General features: G+C 74.0%; 16 protein-coding genes. 2 read left to right on the forward strand and 14 right to left on the reverse strand.

Annotated elements, in window-relative coordinates; genetic code table 11:
• The 5 genes from ABD671_RS03725 to ABD671_RS03745 all read right to left on the reverse strand — a co-directional run bounded on the left by ABD671_RS03725 (position 1) and on the right by ABD671_RS03745 (position 7,663).
• Positions 1 to 2,031: a serine/threonine-protein kinase gene (locus ABD671_RS03725; RefSeq protein WP_344731883.1), complete on the reverse strand. Its 2,031-nt coding sequence runs from the start codon at positions 2,029 to 2,031 to the stop codon at positions 1 to 3.
• Positions 2,032 to 2,130: 99 nt separating this feature from the next.
• On the reverse strand, positions 2,131 to 3,393 hold the full coding sequence (locus ABD671_RS03730; protein WP_344731884.1) for a type 1 periplasmic-binding domain-containing protein: 1,263 nt from the start codon (positions 3,391 to 3,393) through the stop codon (positions 2,131 to 2,133).
• Positions 3,393 to 6,149, reverse strand: coding sequence for a hypothetical protein (locus tag ABD671_RS03735; protein ID WP_344731885.1), 2,757 nt, complete (start codon positions 6,147 to 6,149; stop codon positions 3,393 to 3,395). Before ABD671_RS03735 ends, ABD671_RS03730 begins: the two co-directional genes overlap by 1 nt.
• A 284-nt stretch (positions 6,150 to 6,433) precedes the next feature.
• Positions 6,434 to 6,679, reverse strand: a complete 246-nt coding sequence (locus tag ABD671_RS03740) for a hypothetical protein (RefSeq protein ID WP_344731886.1) — start codon at positions 6,677 to 6,679, stop codon at positions 6,434 to 6,436.
• 90 nt (positions 6,680 to 6,769) lie between these two features.
• Positions 6,770 to 7,663, reverse strand: coding sequence for an ArgP/LysG family DNA-binding transcriptional regulator (locus ABD671_RS03745; protein WP_344731887.1), 894 nt, complete (start codon positions 7,661 to 7,663; stop codon positions 6,770 to 6,772).
• 79 nt (positions 7,664 to 7,742) lie between these two features.
• Between ABD671_RS03745 and ABD671_RS03750 the strand changes: the two genes are divergently transcribed.
• On the forward strand, positions 7,743 to 8,354 hold the full coding sequence (locus ABD671_RS03750) for a LysE/ArgO family amino acid transporter (RefSeq protein WP_344731888.1): 612 nt from the start codon (positions 7,743 to 7,745) through the stop codon (positions 8,352 to 8,354).
• A gap of 55 nt (positions 8,355 to 8,409) precedes the next feature.
• Here the strand turns inward: ABD671_RS03750 and ABD671_RS03755 are convergent, their stop codons facing one another.
• From ABD671_RS03755 to ABD671_RS03765, 3 genes are all read right to left on the reverse strand, one after another.
• Positions 8,410 to 8,991, reverse strand: a complete 582-nt coding sequence (locus ABD671_RS03755) for a hypothetical protein (RefSeq protein WP_344731889.1) — start codon at positions 8,989 to 8,991, stop codon at positions 8,410 to 8,412.
• Positions 8,992 to 9,050: 59 nt separating this feature from the next.
• Positions 9,051 to 9,782 carry an aquaporin Z gene (aqpZ, locus tag ABD671_RS03760; protein WP_344731890.1) on the reverse strand — a complete coding sequence of 244 codons (732 nt, stop codon included), beginning with the start codon at positions 9,780 to 9,782 and terminating at the stop codon, positions 9,051 to 9,053.
• A gap of 71 nt (positions 9,783 to 9,853) precedes the next feature.
• The gene (locus ABD671_RS03765; protein ID WP_344731891.1) at positions 9,854 to 9,976 is read right to left on the reverse strand and encodes a hypothetical protein; all 123 of its coding nucleotides are present in this window, start codon (positions 9,974 to 9,976) and stop codon (positions 9,854 to 9,856) included.
• Between the two features lie 159 nt (positions 9,977 to 10,135).
• Between ABD671_RS03765 and ABD671_RS03770 the strand changes: the two genes are divergently transcribed.
• Positions 10,136 to 10,864 carry a TetR/AcrR family transcriptional regulator C-terminal domain-containing protein gene (locus ABD671_RS03770; protein WP_344731892.1) on the forward strand — a complete coding sequence of 243 codons (729 nt, stop codon included), beginning with the start codon at positions 10,136 to 10,138 and terminating at the stop codon, positions 10,862 to 10,864.
• Here the strand turns inward: ABD671_RS03770 and ABD671_RS03775 are convergent.
• The 6 genes from ABD671_RS03775 to ABD671_RS03800 are packed head-to-tail and all read right to left on the reverse strand — an operon-like array spanning position 10,842 to position 18,225.
• Positions 10,842 to 11,981, reverse strand: coding sequence for an AGE family epimerase/isomerase (locus ABD671_RS03775; RefSeq protein WP_344731893.1), 1,140 nt, complete (start codon positions 11,979 to 11,981; stop codon positions 10,842 to 10,844). The genes ABD671_RS03770 and ABD671_RS03775 overlap by 23 nt on opposite strands.
• Positions 11,982 to 12,037: 56 nt before the next feature.
• Positions 12,038 to 13,462, reverse strand: a complete 1,425-nt coding sequence (locus tag ABD671_RS03780) for an FGGY-family carbohydrate kinase (protein ID WP_344731894.1) — start codon at positions 13,460 to 13,462, stop codon at positions 12,038 to 12,040.
• Positions 13,459 to 14,955: an FAD-binding oxidoreductase gene (locus ABD671_RS03785; protein WP_344731895.1), complete on the reverse strand. Its 1,497-nt coding sequence runs from the start codon at positions 14,953 to 14,955 to the stop codon at positions 13,459 to 13,461. Before ABD671_RS03785 ends, ABD671_RS03780 begins: the two co-directional genes overlap by 4 nt.
• Positions 14,956 to 15,011: 56 nt before the next feature.
• On the reverse strand, positions 15,012 to 15,800 hold the full coding sequence (locus ABD671_RS03790) for an SDR family oxidoreductase (protein ID WP_344731896.1): 789 nt from the start codon (positions 15,798 to 15,800) through the stop codon (positions 15,012 to 15,014).
• Positions 15,800 to 17,266 carry an NAD-dependent succinate-semialdehyde dehydrogenase gene (locus ABD671_RS03795; protein WP_344731897.1) on the reverse strand — a complete coding sequence of 489 codons (1,467 nt, stop codon included), beginning with the start codon at positions 17,264 to 17,266 and terminating at the stop codon, positions 15,800 to 15,802. The genes ABD671_RS03790 and ABD671_RS03795 overlap by 1 nt, the downstream gene beginning before the upstream one ends.
• Entirely contained in the window at positions 17,263 to 18,225 is a 963-nt protein-coding gene (locus tag ABD671_RS03800; protein WP_344731898.1) for an NAD(P)-dependent oxidoreductase, read from the reverse strand. The genes ABD671_RS03795 and ABD671_RS03800 overlap by 4 nt, the downstream gene beginning before the upstream one ends.

An 18,225-nucleotide genomic window follows, 5' to 3' on the forward strand; every position in this document is an offset into this window, starting at 1 on the left:
TCAGCCTCCTGCGGACTCGATGCGGAAGGTGGGGCTGGAGAGGTCGGTGAAGTTGCCGAGCCGGGCGTCGACCTGGCAGTCGTCGGCCCGCCGGGAGACCCCGACCCGCAGCCCGTCGGTGATGGTGAGCGCGCCGGAGCAGCCGTCGGAGAGCCGCACGCCGCTGAGCCCGCCGGCGACCTGCTGGAGCATCGACGTCGGATCGCCGAAGGCCCGGCTGTCGAAGAGCGGGTCGGACTGGTCGGGCTCGGAGGAGCCGCGCCAGACCGGCAGCAGGGTGACGCCGAGGGCGCCGATGCCGACCCGCGGCTGGGTGGGGCTGATCTGCACGACGACGTCGCTGAGGCGCTGCGCGGCGTAGGCGGTGGTGCGCGGCTGAATGCCGAGCGCGGCATCGGTGTTGGTCACGACCGACTCCAGCCAGGCGTCGAGGGCGTCCTTGGTGGGCGGCAGCTCGATGCTGATCCGGCTCTCGACCTCGACGCTGTCCTGCGCCGGGATCGGGTCGGTGGTGATGGCGTAGGCGCACGGCACCGAGATGCCGGTGGCCCGCGGGATGTTGGGAGTGACCTGCGCGCCCTGCCAGGCCAGGCCGGGGCATTCCTGTCCCTCCGACAAGGGCGGCACCACCTCGAGGAAGGGGCCGGTCAACGGTGCGGACTGGGTGCCGTAGCGGATCGTGAGGTCGACGATCTTCTGCTCGGGGTCGTAGGTGGCCTCGTGGGTGACGGTCAGACCGGTGGGCAGCGGGTCGGCGATCGAGACGGTCTCGATGGGCCCGCCGCTGCCGGCGGTGTCACTGCCGCCGCCTCCCCCGAGGACGGCGGTGAGTCCCCAGGCGGCCAGGCCGAGGGCGGCGACGCTGCCGAGGGCGACGGCGGGGACGAACCAGCGGGGCCGGGTGCGCTCGGGGGCAGCCGCCACCGCGGGTTCGAGGACCGGTCGGGGCGCCGCCTCGACCGGTCGGCCGAGCATCGTCTCAGGGGCGTCGACACCGCCGAGACCGGTGACCGGGGCGAGCGGGCGGACCTCGCCGTCGCGCGCGACCGGCGCCGCGGGCTCCTCGGTGCGGGGCACGAAGGTGGCGCCGACGTCGACACCTGCGGGGGTCTCCCGCACGTGGATGGGTCCGGCTTCGGGCGTCGTGGCGCCGACGGGGGTCCAGGACGTCGGGTCGGGCTGCACCGGCAGGGCGGGACCGGCGAGGGCCTCGGCCGGCAGGGTCCGCAGCAGCTCGGCGGTGCGGGCGGCCGGGAGACGCTGGGCGGGGTCCTTGGCGAGCATGGTCTCCAGCGCCCGCCACAACGGCTCGGGCACCGGCAGCTGCGGCGGAGCCATCGCGACATGCCGGTTGCCGACCGTGTGCGCGGTGCCGGGTCCGGCGAACGGCGTGCGCCCGGCGAGGAGCTCGTAGAGCAGGACGCCGGCGGCGTAGACGTCGGAGGCGGCGCTGAACGTGCCGTGCACGAAGAGCTCGGGCGGCATGTAGCCCGGCGTCCCGAGCAGGCCGGTGGCCATGACGGTGGACTCCTGGGCGAGCCGCGCGATGGAGAAGTCGGAGAGTCGGACGTCGTCGGGGCCGAGGTCGTCGGCCCGGGCGATCAGCACGTTGTCGGGCTTGACGTCGCGGTGCAGGCAGCCCGCCTCGTGGGCCGCGGCGAGCGCGTCGAGCACCGCGCCCGCGACACCGACGGCGAGCTCGGGCGCGAAGGTGCCGCGCTCGCGCAGGTGGTGGCGCAGGTCGGCGCCCTCGACGAGATCCATGACGATCGCGAGGTCGTCGCCCTCGACGACGAGGTCGCGCACCCGCACGATCCGCGGGTGGCGCAGGGTCACCAGGATCGAGCGCTCCTGCACGAACCGCGCCACGATCGCGGGATCGCTGGTGAGGTCGGAGCGCAGCAGCTTGGCGGCGACGACGCTGCCGTCGGTGCGGTCCTCGGCCCGCCACACCTCGCCCATCGCTCCGCTGCCGATGCGCTCGAGGAGGTGGTAGCGGCTGCCGAGCGCCCGCCGGTTCTCCACGCTCATGCCGTGCTCCCGGTGATCGAGGGGATCGAGGTGATCGAGTCGACCGAGGTGATCGACCGGCCGCCTCCGCGGGCGGCCGTGCTCGCTGCGCCCACCGGCTCAGCCCTGCTCGACGGGGATCGCGAACCAGTGCAGCCCCGGGTCGGCGCCGGCCACCGCTGGCCGGACGCCGGGGTCCTGGGAGGTCGAGATCAACGCGACGACGTCGGACTGGTCGAGGGCGACCGGGGTCGAGAAGTCGAGGGCCGGCCCGGCGAGCCCGTCGGCGGCCTCGACGGTGAGTCCGTCGAGGGCCTTCTCGACGTCGGCGGGCGCCACCGAGCCGGCCGAGGCAGCGGCGGTCGCCAGGGCGATCACGGCGTCGTGGCTGGCGATGTCGGCGCCGTCGGCCACCTGCGCGAAGGGCGTGGAGCCGAACACGTCGGTGGCGTCGGGGTCGTCGGCCATCAGGCGCAGGGCGGTGAAGTAGGCCGCGGCTGCGTCGGCCTGCGGTCCCTGCGCCAGCGTGGTCGCGTCGGTGGCGTCGAGCCCCACGCTGGTGAGCTCGTCGGCGGGGGTGCCGCCGTCGTCGACGAGGCGGGTGGCGAAGACCGGGGTGAGCGCCTCGGGGGTCAGCACGATCGGCAGGTCGGGCAGCGCGCCCTGGAGCCCAGCCACGATCGAGGCCTGGGTCTCGGGGGCCGCGGCGACGACGACGCTGTCGGCCCGCTGCTCCTTGACGGCCTTGCGGACCTGGGCGACGACGCGCTCGGGGCGGTCGGTGCCGGCCGAGCCCTCGAGCCCGTCGACCGGTGCGCTGACGCCGTCGGCGGTGATGACGAAGGGGTCGAGGAGCTTGTCGGCGTCGAGCGCACGCTGGGTGGCGGCCGCGACACCGCGGTCGTCGGGTCCGGTGAGCCACACGCCGGCCGGGAGTCCGTCGGCGTCGCGCAGGTAGGGCGCGATCACCGGGACGCCGGCCTTGCTCGCCGCCGCCAGCGCGTCGTCGAGGTGGTCGCCGGTCGAGGCCACCACGATGCCGCCGACGCCGTCGGCGACGAACCGCTCGATCGCCTGCACCGCGCCGTCGGCGGTGCCCCGGTCGTCCTGGACGTCGAGGCTGACCTTCGAGCCGCCCAGGGTGAGCCGCTCGACCGCCACCTGGGCGCCCGAGGCGGCCGGGAGGAGCGCGTCGCCCTGGCCCGGAGCGGAGTCGAGGGTGACGAGCAGGCCGATCCGCAGATCGCCGTCGACCTTCAGGTCCTTCAAGGCGACGGCCGCCGGGCGAGGGCCCTGCGGGGTGTCGTCGTCACCGGAGCACCCCGCGAGGGCGAGGGCGGCGGCGAGCACCGGGAGGCCGGTGCGCAGCAGTCGGGCCCGCATCACGCCCCCACCTGCACCGAGAAGACGGTCTGGTGGGTGCTGCCCTCGGGCAGGTCGATGCCGAAGATCGGGAACTGCGCCTGGAGCTGGAGCGACAGGGCGGTCTGGGCCTGCTGAAGCAGCAGGTCGTCGAGCCCCTGGGCACGCACCCGGCTGAAGGCGATCGCGGTGTCGGTGGCGCGCTGGATGCGGTCGTTGCTGACCCCGGTGGCCGTGGCGCCGGTGACCAGCGAGCCGAGGAGCCCGCTGCCGTTGTTCTTGCGTTCGCCGAGGTCGAGCAGCACCTTGCGCAGGTCGGCGAGGAGCAGGCGCTGGGACGCCGCCACGTTGCGGTTGGAGGAGGCGACGTCGGCGTCGATGCGTCGGACCGTGTCGTCGACGCCTGCGGTCAGCTGGGCGCCCGATCGGGCGGCCGTGGTCGCGAGCCGGTCGCGCGAGCGACGCACCGCCTCGGCACCGTCGGCGAAGACCTGGTCGCCGGTGCTGGAGAGCTGGGCCTCCAGGCCGCCGATGAGGCTGTCGGTGCGGTCGGCGGCCTCCTGACCGGCCTGGGCGATCTGCTGGGCCTGCTGGGCGGCGTTGTTCGTGCCGAGCTGGAGGCTGTTGAGAGCACCGGTGAAGGCCTCGACGATCGAGGCCGAGGTCAGCGTGCCCTGCTTCTCCTGGAGGTTCGTCACCGCCGTGCGGAGTGCGTCGAGCGGCGAGACCTCGGCGGGGGCCGTGCCGCACGCGGCGGTCGGGAAGTCCTTGGCCGAGAGGATGATCGCCGCCACCGTGCAGTAGGCCGAGCCGACCTGGGTGCCGACGGTGCCGGTGGACCCCGAGGCCGTGCGGATGGCGGTCTGCGCGTTCTGGACGGCGGTGGTCACGGCGGCGAGGTCGTCGCCGACGTCCTTCAGGCCGGTCGCGACCGTGCTCAGCGAGGTGCGCACGGAGTCGATGCTCTGGAACCGGGCCAGCAGCGACCCGGCCGGAGCGGTGGTCGGCTCGGGGGTGGCGCAGTCGACACCCACGAGGGTCACCGAGGCGGCGTCGGCCGCGCTGCCGGGCGTCGCGCACACGGTGGTGCGCACCGATCGGAGGTCGGCGGCGGCGCCGCCGGTGGCGCCGGTCAGCGCGGTGACCGCGCCGTCGACCGAGGTGCGCAGCGAGCCGACCTCGGAGGCGAGCGTCGCGCCACCGCTGGGCTGGAGCAGGGCGAGCGCGTCGGTGAGGGCCTTGTCGGCGTTCGCGAGCTGGGTCTTGATCGGCGCCGTGCCGGTGCCGAGGCCGCCCAGACTCTCGGCGAGGCCGGAGACGGCGTCCTCGAGTGCGGTGGCCGTGGTGGTGATGTTCTGCACCAGCGCCGGGTCGAAGCGGCTGGCGAAGCCCTGGCTGAAGACCTGGATCGCGGTGATCTGGTTGGTCAGCGCGTTGCCCACGCCGAGGATGCCGCACACGGCCGAGGGCAGCGGCGCGCAGGTGCCGTCGGGCTGGACCGATCCGACGGTGTCGAGCAGACCCTGCTTGATGGTCGCCCGGCAGGAGCTGGTGGCACCGGCGAGGGCGGTCAGCTGGCCCGAGACCGCGGCGATCTGCTGGATGACGGTCGGGCGCTTGCCCTCGGGCAGCGGGGCGACGGTGCACCCGTCGGGCTGGTCGGTGATGGTGGGCGGGGTGACCTTGTCGGGGTCGCCGAGCAGGCGGCTCACCTGGTCGACCGATCCCTGGAGGGCGCGCAGCGCCTGGTCGTTGGTCTGGCGCAGCTGGCCGGCGATGTCGGCGCTCAGCGAGTCGAGGTCCTGGGTCAGGCCCGACAGCGAGGAGGAGACCTCCGAGCTCGAGCCCTGGAGGTCGGAGATGGTGCGGGCACCGAGGGTGGTGGCCGATCCGTTCAGCTCGGTCTGGATGCGGGCGAGCACCGAGCTCGCCTCGGTGAGGACCGAGGTGACGCTGGTGATCAGCGAGATCGTGCGCTTCTCCAGCGTCAGGCTGGAGTCGTCGGCGTCGCCGAAGGCCGCCTCGAGGAGCGAGCGCAGCGAGGTGTCGGTGACCAGGCCCGGCTGCACGCTGAGGTCGAAACGCGGGACCTCGAAGTCGTCGGTGTCCTGGACCAGGCGCAGGGTGGCGCTGGCGCCCAGGCGCGGCGGGGCGAGCATCGTGGCCCACTGGACCTGCGCGTTGTTGTCGGTGCCGCGGCCCAGGACGCCGTTGGTGATGTCGTCGGGGTGCATGTCGTCCTGGACGACGACCGAGCTGTAGGAGTCCTCGCCGAGGTCGGCCGAGGCGACGACGGTGAGCGGCGTGCCGACCAGCGCCCAGCGCTGCCGCGAGACCCCGCCGGCGTCGAAGGAGACCTGGCGCGGCTGGACGGTGGTGTTCTGCACGGTGAGGTCGATGACGACCCGGCCCTTCGCGCCCTCGATGTCGGAGAGGTCGGTGCCCGTGCGGTCGCCGAGGCGCCAGGTGGTCTGCACGCGGATCGGGAGCTGGGAGGCCAGGGTCGCGGCGTCGAGCTCCTCGACGTCCTCGGTGACCTTGCCGCCCTCACCGGGATCGCGGACCGCACGACTGGTGATGCTGGCGACGCGGCCGTCGTCGCCGACCTTCACGTCGACCGCCTGGAGCACCCGCTCGGGTGCGGCCTCGGCGGTGCCCGCCTGGCTCGCGACCGTGACCAGGGCGCCGGTGGCACCGACGACCAGGGCCAACGCCACGTGGGCCGGCCGGATCAGACGGCGCCGCTCGGCGGTGCCCTTCCCCCATGTGTGCTTCATCTGCTTCTCTCGCATCCTTGGCCGGCGCGGACCGGCGTCCCCGGGACTTCGCGTCACGCCCCTCGACCGGGCGTGGCGCAGGGCCTTTACCCACCTCGTCGCCGGCTCACTCCTGGCCGGAGGGTCGGATCTCGGCGCGCTCGTGCGGAGGTCGGCCGCGGAGGGCCCGAGCCACGCTCCGTGGGGGTGGCTCCATCGGGGCGGGTGGGTGGCGGCTGCGCGGTCGACGAGGGCGCGGCCCGGGACCAGCTCCCGAGGTCAGCCCACGGGGTCAGCGGACGGGGTCAGCGCGCCGACGTCGACCGGATGATCCGGAACAGCACGACGACCAGGCCGATCCCCACGGCGGCACCGCCGGCGACGGCGAGCGCGATGGCCCACCCCTCGATGGCGCCGACGACGAGGAGGAGCACCAGCACCACGGGCAGCAGCGTGAGGGGCAACCCGACGGCACCGACGTAGGCGCGCGCGGCGGCAGCATCGACGTCGGCGAAGCCGCGCTGCGTCGGCGGGTGGGTGCGCTGGGCCATGTCGCCATGGTGCGTCGCTGGAACGGACCAGACCAGCGAGGAGACGATTGTTCCGCGGGCCGTCCGGCAGTGTTCACCCTGTGACCGTCGTCACGATGCGGGAGGACGCAGCGACCGGGCGGCCGAGCGGACGGCGTCGCTGAGGTCGTCGAGCGCGGGACTCGCGATCCGCCATCGCTGCCAGTGCAAGGGGACGTCGATCGCCGGGACGCCGCGCAGGCGCTCGAGCGCGGCACCGGGACCGCTGCGCAGTGCCAGCACCGGGCACATCCCCCAGCCCAGACCGGCGACGAGCGCGGTGAGGAAGTCGGCCGCGCTGGGCACCCGATGCACCACCCGGGGGCGGTCGAGGCCGAGGGGCGCCAGGGCGCGGTCCTGGAGGTGGTCGCGCTCGTTGAAGACCACCATCGGCAACGAGCCGCGATCGAGTCGGCGCCCGTGCCGATGCCGTTCGAGCAGGTCGGGGGCGGCGACGGCGACGTAGCGCAGCACGCCCAGCGGCTCGGCCGAGCACCCCTGCACGGGGTCGGGACTGTCGGTCACCGCCGCGAGCACGTCGCCGCGGCGCAGGAGGTCGTGGGAGTAGGCCTGGTCCTCGATGAAGAGCCGCAACGCGGTGGCGGGGCGACCGGCGACGGCGCCGAGCACGGGCGGGAACCAGGTGAGCAGCGAGTCGGCGTTGACGGCGACGCGCAGGTCGACGACGTCCGATCCCGGCGCTCCGCCCTCGTCGGCCACCTCGACCGCGGCCTCGGCGGCGAGGAGCCGCAGCTGGCGGCCGAGCCGCAGGAGCGGTTCGCCGGCCGGGGTGACACCGGCCGGTGCGGTGCGTCGGACCAGCACGGTGCCGGCCGCGTTCTCCAGTGCACGCACGCGCTGGCTGACCGCGCTGGGCGTGACATGCAGTCGTCGGGCGGCCGCATCGAAGGTGCCCTCCTCCGCGATGGCGACGAGGGTCTCCAGCTGGACCGGGTCGAAGCGCACGACCCCACCTTAAGTGGCCCTTCAGGTCCTGAAGGAACATTCGCTGGCCTGATGATGCCGCGACCCCTACCGTCGTCGCGTGCTCGACTCCGCCGCCGCCGGCCTGCTGACCGGCCTCACCCTGATCGTCGCCATCGGCGCCCAGAACGCCTACGTGCTGCGCCAGGGCATCGCGCGTTCGCATGTCGGCGCGGTGGTGGCGATCTGCACGGTCTCGGACGTCGTCCTCATCACCGCCGGCGTCGCCGGGATCGGCACGATCGTCGATCGGGCCGGCTGGCTCATCGACGTCGTGCGGTGGTTCGGCGTCGCGTTCCTGCTCTGGTACGCCGCCTCCTCGCTGCGGCGCGCCCGGCGTCCCGCGAGCTTGGTCGCGGGATCGGACGGTCCGCGCGAGGAGCGTGGGCCGGTGGTGCGGCGTGCGGTCGCCCTGACCTGGCTCAACCCGCACGTCTACCTCGACACCGTGGTGCTCATGGGCTCGATCGCCGCGACCCACGACGGCGAGGGCGGCGGTCGCTGGTGGTTCGCGGTCGGCGCCTGGGTCGGGAGCGCCGTCTGGTTCAGCGGCCTGGGGTTCGGCGCACGCCTGCTGGCACCGCTGCTGGCGAGCGCGCGGGCCTGGCAGGTGCTCGAGGTGCTCATCGCAGCGACGATGGTGGCGGTCGCGATCAGCCTTGCGCGGGGCTGAATCGCCGAGCGCCGCCCGCCCGGGGATCGGGCGGACGGCGCTGTCAGCTGGCGGATCAGCGGCCGAGGCCGGCGATGTCGATGCGGCGGTGGTAGTTCATGCCGGCGACGCCGCCGAGCACCGAGCCGAGGGCCGCGGCGAGGACGACGCCGACCAGGGCCGCGCCGGCCTGGAGGGTGAGCTCACCGAGGTCGCTGGGGATGCGCGGGAAGCTGTCGATCTGGTCGAGCAGGTTGAACTTCGCGCCGGCGATGGCGCCGAGCACGGCCAGGACGACCGACATCACGACGGTCCAGCCGAAGACGGCCAGGCCCTGGCGGGCGCCGTCGAAGCGGGCCATGCGACCGGCCACGTACCCGCCGGCGACGAAGGAGACGAGCACGACCGCGACGACCAGCAGGACGCCGTCCCAGCCGATCTGGCCGCTGTCGGTGCCGTCGGGCACGAGGTCGATCGTGGCGCCGGTGGCGACGACGAACGCCGAGAGGATGACGGTCAGGCCCAGCGCGCTGAGCCAGCCGAAGAACGCGGCGCCGGGCTTGATGCCGCCGAACTGCTGCTTCTGGCGCTCGAGGACGGCGTGCCGGTCGAGGGCCGACGAGGACGTGCTGCTGGTGGTGTCGTGGTGGATCGACATGGTGACCTCCTAGGGGTCGGGTGGGTGGAACGGAACGGTCGGGATGGTGGGGCAGGGCCTCAGGCGCGGGTGGCCTCGGCGAGCGGCGCCGGGGCCTCCTCGGCGCCGAGCACGCGGTGGAGGGCCGCTGCGAGGACGCCGCCGACCACCGGTGCGAGCAGGAACAGCCAGACCTGGGCGAGCGCGTCGCCGCCGGCGAGGAGCGCCGGGGCGAGCGAGCGGGCCGGGTTGACCGAGGTGCCGTCGACCGGGATCGCGACGAGGTGGATCAGCGTCAGGGCGAGACCGATCGCGAGGGGCGCGAACCCGTGCGGGGCGCGGGTGTCGGTGACGCCCAGGATGACGAGCACGAAGACGCCGGTGAGCACGATCTCGGTGAGCGCGACCGCCAGGAAGGAGTAGCCGCCGGGCGAGGCGTCGCCCCAGCCGTTGGTGCCGAAGCCGTCGGCGACGGAGAACCCGGGGGCGCCTCCCGCGATCAGGCGGAGCAGGCCGGCGCCGATGAGGGCGCCGACGACCTGGGCGACCACGTAGCCGGGCACGTCGCGCCACGCGAAGCGGCGCGCGGCGGCGAGGCCGACGGTGACGGCGGGGTTGAAGTGGCCGCCGGACAGGTGGCCGAACGCGTAGGCGGCGGTCAGCACGCTCAGGCCGAACGCGGCGGCGATGCCGGCGTAGCCGACCCGGTCGCCGGCCAGCACGGCGGTGCCGCAGCCGGCGAGCACGAGCCAGGCGGTGCCGACGACCTCGGCGCCCCAGGCGGAGGGGCGGACGGCGGTGGTCGCTCCCATGGGATCTCTCCTTCGTGACGGATGTGGTGACGAGCGGATGGACGGTGGCGGGCCGCGGCTCAGGCCGCAGCTCAGGCCGCGGACCCGCGGCGCTCGGCGAGCTTGCGCTTGGCGGCCGGGAGACCGACCAGGGCGAGCAGCTTCCAGACGATCCAGCCGAGGACGGCGAACAGGTTGCGCTTCGGGTGGGCCATGACGGTCTCTCCTTCGATTGGCTTACGTTGTAAACTTACGACGTAAGCAGAACGTGCCCGAGACCCGCAGGGGTGAAACCGGGACCCGACGAGGCCCGCGTCACATCGGCTCGCCCCGGCCGGACGAGGGCTAGGTTCGGGAGCAGGAGAGGAGAACCCGTGCCCGCACGCGCCACCCGTCGTCCCCGCTCGTCGCGCCCACCCCTGACCCGCGACGCCGTCATCGACGCCGCCCTCGCCCACCTCGAGGACGGCGGCCTGGGCACCCTGACGATGCGGGAGCTCGGCAAGCGACTGCGCGTGGAGGCCATGTCGCTCTACCGCCACGTGCCGGGCAAGGACGAACTGCTCGACGCGATCGTCGAGCGGCTCATCGACGACATGCACGACGATCCCGAGGTGCCCGACGCCCCCACCGACGGCTGGGAGGACTTCCTGCGGCGGCTCGCGCACGGCGTCCGCCGGGTGGCGCTGGCGCATCCGAAGGCGTTCCCGCTCGTGGCCTCCCGTCCCCCGGAGGCGCCCTGGCTGCGGCCGCCGCTGCGCAGCCTCGCCTGGGTCGAGACCTTCCTCGCGGGCCTGCGTGCCGAGGGGTTCGACGACCGCGCGGCGGTCGACAGCTATCGCGCGTTCACCGGCTTCCTGCTCGGCAACCTGCTGTTGGAGGTCTCCGCCCGCGGCGCCGACATCGGCCCGCTCGACGTCATGGACGGCGAGGACCCCGACCCGCCCGACGACCCGTCGTTGGCTCAGATGCGGCGCGACTTCCCCGTGGTCGCCTCCCTGCGACCGCTGCTGCGTCAGGACCGGTCGGCCGAGGAGTTCGAGATCGCCCTGGAGGAGCTGATCGAGCGCATCGCCGCGATCAGGAGCGGCGCGGGCGCCTGACGCCGGCGAAGGAGGCGCACGGCCACAGCTGCGGCAGCCACAGCGCCTGGAGCGCGTGGTAGACGTCGGGCTTGCCCGGCCACAGGACGCCGCCGGGGCGCAGGTCGGTGTCGAGCTCGTGCCACCACGAGCCGCCGATCGGGTCGCGATGGTGGGCGGCCGCGAAGGCCGCGAACCGCTCCCGATCGGCGTCCTCGCCCAGCGCGGTGGCCGCGGCCATCGCCTCGGCGATCACCCAGTGCATGCGCTCGCGCACGATCGGAGCGCCCTCGAAGTCGGTCGTGTACGGGAACCCCGGGACGCCGTCGGCGCCCTCGCTGCCGCGGGCCCGGTCGTAGAGGGCGCGGGACGCCGCGGCGAACCGCGGCTCGGCGGAGGCGACGTCTCGGTGGGCGAGCAGCCGGGCCCATTCGAAGAGGTGGCCGACGGTCACCCCATAGGGCCGGAACGGATCGGCCGGGTGGTCGCGGTTGAAGTACGGCAGCGGCCGCCACGCCTCGTCGAAGTGCTCGGGCAGCCGCCAGTCGTGGGCCGGCCCGAGGTCGTCGGCGACGCGGGCGGCGATGCGCAGGGACGCCGAGGACGCCCAGCTCGCCTCCACCCCGGCGTCCTCCGCCGCGAGCAGCGCCTCCACCGCGTGCATGTTCGCGTTGAGACCGCGATAGGGGTCGCAGACCGAGAAGTCGCGGTTCCAGCTGTCGACGCACATGCCGGCGGCGCCGTCCCAGAAGCGGTCGCGCAGCACCGCGATCGCCTCGGCGAGCAGCTCGCGACCGCGCGGGTGGCCGGCGGTGGTGGCCGAGGCGCCGGCCAGGACGACGAACGCGTGGGCGTAGGCCTCCTTCGCCTCCTCCCCCACGGCCGCGTACCAACCGCCGTGCTCGGTGTCGTGCAGCGGCCCGTCGAGCAGGGCGGTGACGCCGTGGTCGAGCAGGTCGCCCCACGGCGCCTGCGGATCGAGGCGCATGGCGACGGCGTAGACGTGGGTCATCCGGCAGGTGATCCACAGCGCCGGAGGTCGGTCGGCCTCCAGCCGGCCGGCGGCGTCGAGCCAGCCGAAACCGGCCGGCGTCCGCGATGCCGCGGCGAAGGCGAGCAGGTCGTCGATCTCCCCCATCCGCCCATCCTCACCCGATGCGGGCCCGCGCGCGACGGCGGGTGCCCGCATCGGCGTCAGGACCGCGCGGCGTAGAAGGCGTCGGTGTGCTCGAGGATGCGGTCGTGGTCGGCGGCGATCGCGCGGTAGCGCTCGACCATCGTCGGGTCGGGGTGCACGAGCGCGCCGGGGCGCACCATCGCCTTGACGGCGCTGGCCACGTCGGGATGCAGCCCGTGGCCGACGGCGGCGCAGATCGCCGAGCCGAGGCCGGCGGCGTCCTCCACCGCGGTGCGTTCGACGGGCCGGTCGAAGACGTCGGCGGCGATGCGGCACATCAGCGGCGATCGCGCGCCCCCGCCGGAGACGATGAGCCGGTCGGCGACCAGGCCGATCGCGGTCTCCATCGCGGCGGTGTGCCGGCGCATCGTGAGCACGATCCCCTCGAGGACAGCGCGGTGCAGCTCGGCCGCGCCATGGGAGCCGTCGAGGCCGAGGATGGTGCCGCGCCGGTGCGGTGCGTCGCCCGGGGCGAGCCAGTCGGGCACGACCCGCAGGCCGCCGCAGCCGGCCGGCACGGCGGTGGCCTCGCGCTCCAACCAGGCCTGGACGGCGGCCGGGTCGGCGTCCGGTTCGGCGCACGCGGCGGTCACGAGGCGGCGCAGCCAGGTGACGGTCCACATGCCGCGCCGGATGCCGACGCTCTCGACGAGGTAGCGGCCCGGCTCGGCGGCGCCGTTGACCCAGAAGACGTCGCCGTCGGGGCGATGCGCCTCGGCCACCGTCATGGCGGCGATGTAGGTGCCCAGCGAGAGCAGGGTGGTGCCCGGGTCGACGAGGCCGGCGCCGAGGGCCTCGACGGCCTTGTCGTTGCCGGTGGCGTAGACGGGCAGCCCCACCGGCAGACCGGACGCCGCGGCGGCCTCGGCGGTGACGGTGCCGAGCAGGCCGCCCGGATCGACCAGGTGCGGCAGGAGGTCGCGCGGCATGCCGGTACGGGCGAACGCCTCGGGGTCGGCCGACCACTGTCGGGTCACCGGGTCGAGCGGCCACATGCCCTGGTAGCTCGCGGCGCTGTCGCGGCGCTCGCCGGTGAGACGCACCGCGAGGTAGCCGCCGGCGCTCACGACCAGCGCGACGCGTGGGTCGCGCTGCTCCGCCAGCGGCCGGGAGACCCGGGCGTCCATCCAGCTCAGCACGGGCTCGACGAGGCGTCCCTCGGCGTCGAGGAGCGCGCGGCAGAAACGGATGCCGCACAGCCCCACCGCCGCCAGGCGGGCGAGGTCGCCCCCGGCGTCGCGGAAGCGGGCCAGCGCCTGCTGCGTCGCCGCGGTCAGCGAGTCCCACAGGTCGTCGTCGGGGTGGACGGCGCGCCCCTCGGGCCCGAGCTCGTAGGGCCGCAGCGCCACCGCGGCGCTCGCCAGCACCGCACCCTCGGCGTCGATCACCGAGACCTTGGTGCTCTGCGAGCCGCCGTCGATGGCGAGCAGGAGGTCGGTCACGAGCCGGCGACCTCCAGCACCGCGGCGCCGTCGGCGTCGAGCGGGTAGACCGAGCCGGGGTTCATGATCTGGTGCGGGTCGAACTCGCGCTTGAGGCCGGCCAGCAGCCGGTAGGCGCTGCCGTGCTCCTCCTGCACCCAGGGCGTCCGGTACTTGCCGACGCCGTGGTGGTGCACCATCGACCCGCCGACCTTGAGCGCCTCCTCCACGATGATCGCGTTGAGCGGCACGTGGTACTCCTCGATCTCCTCGCGCGGCTCGCAGCGGATCTCGTAGTCGTAGACGAAGTAGAGGTTCGTGCCGGTCTGGTAGCTGTGCGAGGAGTGCGCGCCGAGCATGGTGAGGTCGGCGGCCCGCGGGAAGGTCGTGCGGATGCGGGTCATGACGGCGTCGTACAGCTCGGCGGTGCGCGACCAGTCGACCGACACCTCGGTGGTGTAGCCGAGGTGCCGCGTGGCGAGCATCTGCTTCTTCTCGGCCTCGATCTTGTCCGGGCCCCAGTTGAGGTGCTCGAACCACGACCGGATGCGCGCCTCGGGCACCGGCGTGTGGACGACGGCGGCCGCGGCCTCCTCGATCGCCTGGGACGTCGCGGCCACCAGCCCGGCGGGCCCCTCGGCCGAGAGCACCACGAGGTTCTGGTCCATCGGGTGGTCGGAGAAGTGCTGGCGAGCGTCCTCGGGCGAGTAGAGCCGCGCCACCGAGGGGCGGTAGCCCGCGACCATGACCTCCCGCAGCACGCGGACGCCGTCGGCGAAGTCGGGCACGAGGAACCCGTGGTAGCGGGTGGTGTCGGGGTAGAAGCGGAACAGCTTGACCGTGACCTCGGTGATGAAGGCCAAGGTGCCCTCGTTGCCGATGAGCAAGTGCCGGATGTCGGGGCCCGCGGCCCGGCGCGGCACGTTCTTGATGCGCACCACCTCACCGCCGGGCAGCACCGCCTCCAGCCCCACGACCATGTCCTCGATCGCGCCGTAGAGCGTGGAGAACTGGCCTATCGAGCGGGTGGCGACCAGGCCGCCCATCTGGGCGATCGGCTTGGACTGCGGGGAGTGGCCGGTGGTGAGGCCCTGCTCGCGCAGGAGGTCCTCGAGCTGCTGGAGCGGGACGCCGCACTGGACGGTGACCATCATGTTCTCGGCGTCGACCGCGAGCACACGATCCATGCGCGAGCCGTCGATCACCAGCGAGTCGGCGACGACGGTCTCCAGACCGCCCTCGGTGCTGGTGCCGCCGGTGCGCGGGACGACGGCGACGCGCTCGCGGTGGGCGAAGTCCAGCAGCGCCGCCACCTGCGCGGTCGAGGTCGGGTGGACGATCGCGGCCGGGAACGGGCCGTCGAAGATGTCGTGGACGGCGGTGTACTTGCGGAAGCGGTCGACGCTGGCGGCCCGCAGCCGGGCGGCGTCGGTGTCGACCCCCTCGGGGCCGAGCAGGTCGGTGACGGCCGCGACGATCTCGTCGCGGGTGAGGGTGGAGCGGGAAGCGACCATGGTCCGGGGATTCCTTGCGATCGGTCGGGTGGGCGGGGCTGGACGGCGGGTGCGGGTCAGCGCACCAGGTAGCCGCCGTCGACCACGAGCACGTGGCCGTTGACGTAGTCGGAGGCGCGCGAGGAGAGGAAGACCAACGCACCCATGAGGTCGGCGGGGTCGCCCCACCGCCCGGCCGGGATGTGCTCGACGATGCGGCGGTTGGCGTCGTCGTCGGAGCGCGTGGCCGTGGTGATCGCCGTGGCGAAGTAGCCGGGTGCGATCGCGTTGACCTGCACGTTGTGCTCGGCCAACTCGTCGCAGTAGGCCTTGGTGAAGCCGACGATGCCGGCCTTCGTGGCGGCGTACGCAGGCGACTGCCGGCCGCCGAGGAAGGAGAACAGCGAGGCGATGTTGACGATCTTCCCGCTGCCCTGGGCCGTCATGAACCGGCTCGCGGCATGGGCGATCTCGAACGCCGCGGTCATGTTCACCGCGATCATCGGGTCCCACTGCTCGCGACCGAAGTCGGCCGCGTCGGCCAGCAGGCAGATGCCGGCGGAGTTGACCAGGATGTCGATGCCGCCGAGCTCGGCGACGCACGCCTCGACCACCTCCCCCGGGACGCCGGGGCGCGTGAGGTCGGCGCGCATCGGCACGTAGCGGCGTCCGGTAGCGGCCACCGCGGCGGCGGTGACGCCGTCGTCCTCGGTGATGCTGGGCACGAACACGTCGGCTCCGGCGCTGGCCAGGGCGAGGGTGAAGGCGTGTCCGAGGCCGGTGTTGCCGCCGGTCACGACGGCGCGGCGCCCGGCGAGGGAGAAGTGGTCGAGCCCGAAGGCCTCGACGGCGTTGGGATCGGACATCACGCCACCCCCGCCTCGGCCGTGGCGTACGGGTCGCGGATGCCGACGTAGATGGTCTCGAGGTACTCCTCGATGCCCTCGGCGCCGCCCTCGCGGCCCAGACCCGAGGCCTTGACGCCGCCGAAGGGCGCGGCCGGGTTGGAGACCACGCCGGTGTTGATGCCGATCATCCCGGCCTCCAGCCGCTCGGAGAGGCGCAGCGCCCGGTCGAGGTCGCGGGTGAAGACGAAGGAGACCAGGCCGAACTCCGAGGCGTTCGCCAGGGCGACCGCCTCCTCCTCGGTGTCGAAGACGAGCACCGGCGCGACCGGACCGAAGATCTCCTCGTTCGCGATCGTCATCTCGGGTCGCACGTCGGCAAGCACGGTCGGCGGGTAGAACCAGCCTGGGCCCTCGGGCACGGAACCGCCGGTCAGCACGGTCGCGCCGGCCGCGACGGCGTCGTCGACGAGGCCCGCGACCTTGGCCCGCGACCGTTCGTCGATGAGCGGTCCGAGCGTCGTCCCCGGGGCGTCACCGGGGCCGACGACGAAGGCCGAGAGCCGGGCGGCGAGCTTCGCGGTGAACTCCTCGGCCACCGACCGGTGCACCAGCAGCCGGTTGGCGGCCACGCAGGCCTCGCCCCCGTTGCGCATCTTCGCCACGACCGCGCCCTCGACCGCGGCGTCGACGTCGGCGTCGGCGCAGACGACGAACGGGGCGTTGCCGCCGAGCTCCATCGAGACCTTCAGCACGCGGTCGGCGGAGGCCGCGATGAGGCGGCGTCCGACCGGCGTGGAGCCGGTGAAGGAGAGCTTGCGCAGCCGCTCGTCGGCCAGGAGCGGCCCGCTGATCGCGGCGGGGTCGGTGGTGGTGACGACGTTGAGGACGCCGTCGGGCAGACCGACCTCGGCCAGCAGTTCGGTGAAGAGCAGCGAGGTGAGCGGGGTGAGGTCGGCCGGCTTGAGCACCATCGTGCAGCCGGCGGCGATCGCCGGGGCGATCTTGCGGGTGGCCATCGCGATCGGGAAGTTCCACGGCGTGATCAGCAGGCACGGTCCGACCGGGCGCTTGCGCACCAGCAAGCGGTTGGCGCCGTCCGGGGCCTCGAGGTAGCGGCCGGAGATGCGCGGCGCCTCCTCGCTGAACCAGCGCAGGAACTCCGCGCCGTAGGCGACCTCGGCGCGGCTCTCGGCGAGCGGCTTGCCCATCTCGGCGGTGATGAGGCGCGCGAACTCCTCCGAGCGTGCGGTGAGGGCGTCGAAGGCGCGGCGCAGGATCTCCGCGCGCACCCGCGTCGGCGTCCGGCCCCAGGGGGCCTGGGCCCGGTGGGCCGCCTCGAGGGCGGCCAGGGCGTCCTCGGCGCCTGCGTCGGCGACCGAGGCGATGACCTCGCCGGTGGCCGGGTCGTGGACGTCGAAGCGCCGGCCGCTCGCCGCCGGCCGCCAGGTGCCGTCGACGAAGAGATCGGTGGGCCGGTCGGTCATGCGCCGACCGCCTCGGGGGTCGCGGCGGGCGCCAGGCGCATCGGGGTGCCCAGGAGGTCCTCGTAGAGCTTGAACGGCGTCATCTCGCCGGCCCGGTCGCCGTAGGAGGCGCGGGCGCGGCGGTAGACCTGCTCGACGACCGCCGAGACCTCCACCGGCATCCCGACGGCTGCCGCCAGATCGGTGGAGAGGCCGAGGTCCTTGCAGGCCAGCGCGATGGCGAAGCCCTCGTCGTAGTCGCCCTGCTCGAGGATGCAGCGCACGTCGTTCTCGAGGAAGTTGCTGTTCGCGGGGCTGGCGATGAGGGCATCGCGCAGCACCCCGAGCTCGACGCCGGCCTTGACGCCGACCGCCAGCACCTCGGCGGTGGCGACGAGGTGGGAGAACCACAGCTGGTTGATCATCAGCTTCACGGCGTACCCGGCGCCGTGCGGGCCGACATGGAGGATCCGCTCGGGGTCGCCCATGGCCTCGAAGACCGGGCGGAGCCGGGCGACGTCGGCGGCATCGCCGCCGATGAAGATCTGCAGCCGGCCGGTCGCCGCGCCGACCGCCATGCCGCTGACCGGGGCGTCGAGCACGGCGATGCCCCGGTCGGCGGTACGGCGGCGGACGTCGTCGGCCACCGCGGGCACCGAGGTGGACATGTCGATCCAGGTGCCGCCGTCGGGAAGGCCGGCCAGGACGCCGTCCGGGCCGTTGAGCACCTCGCTCACGATCGCCGGCGTCGGCAGCATGGTGATGACGGTGCCCGTGGCGGCGGCGACCGCGGCCGCGGAGTCCGCGATCTCCGCGCCGAGGGCGGCGTACTCGTCCAGGATCTCCGGACGGGTGTCGTGGACGACCAGCTGGTAGCCGGCCTTCAGCAGGTTGCGGGTCATGCCCGAACCCATGCTCCCGAGGCCGATGAAGCCGATGCGGGTGGGCGCGGCGGTCGGGGTGTTCGCCTGGTGCTGCAT

This window comes from Nocardioides fonticola, from assembly GCF_039536805.1.
Classification (GTDB): domain Bacteria; phylum Actinomycetota; class Actinomycetes; order Propionibacteriales; family Nocardioidaceae; genus Nocardioides; species Nocardioides fonticola.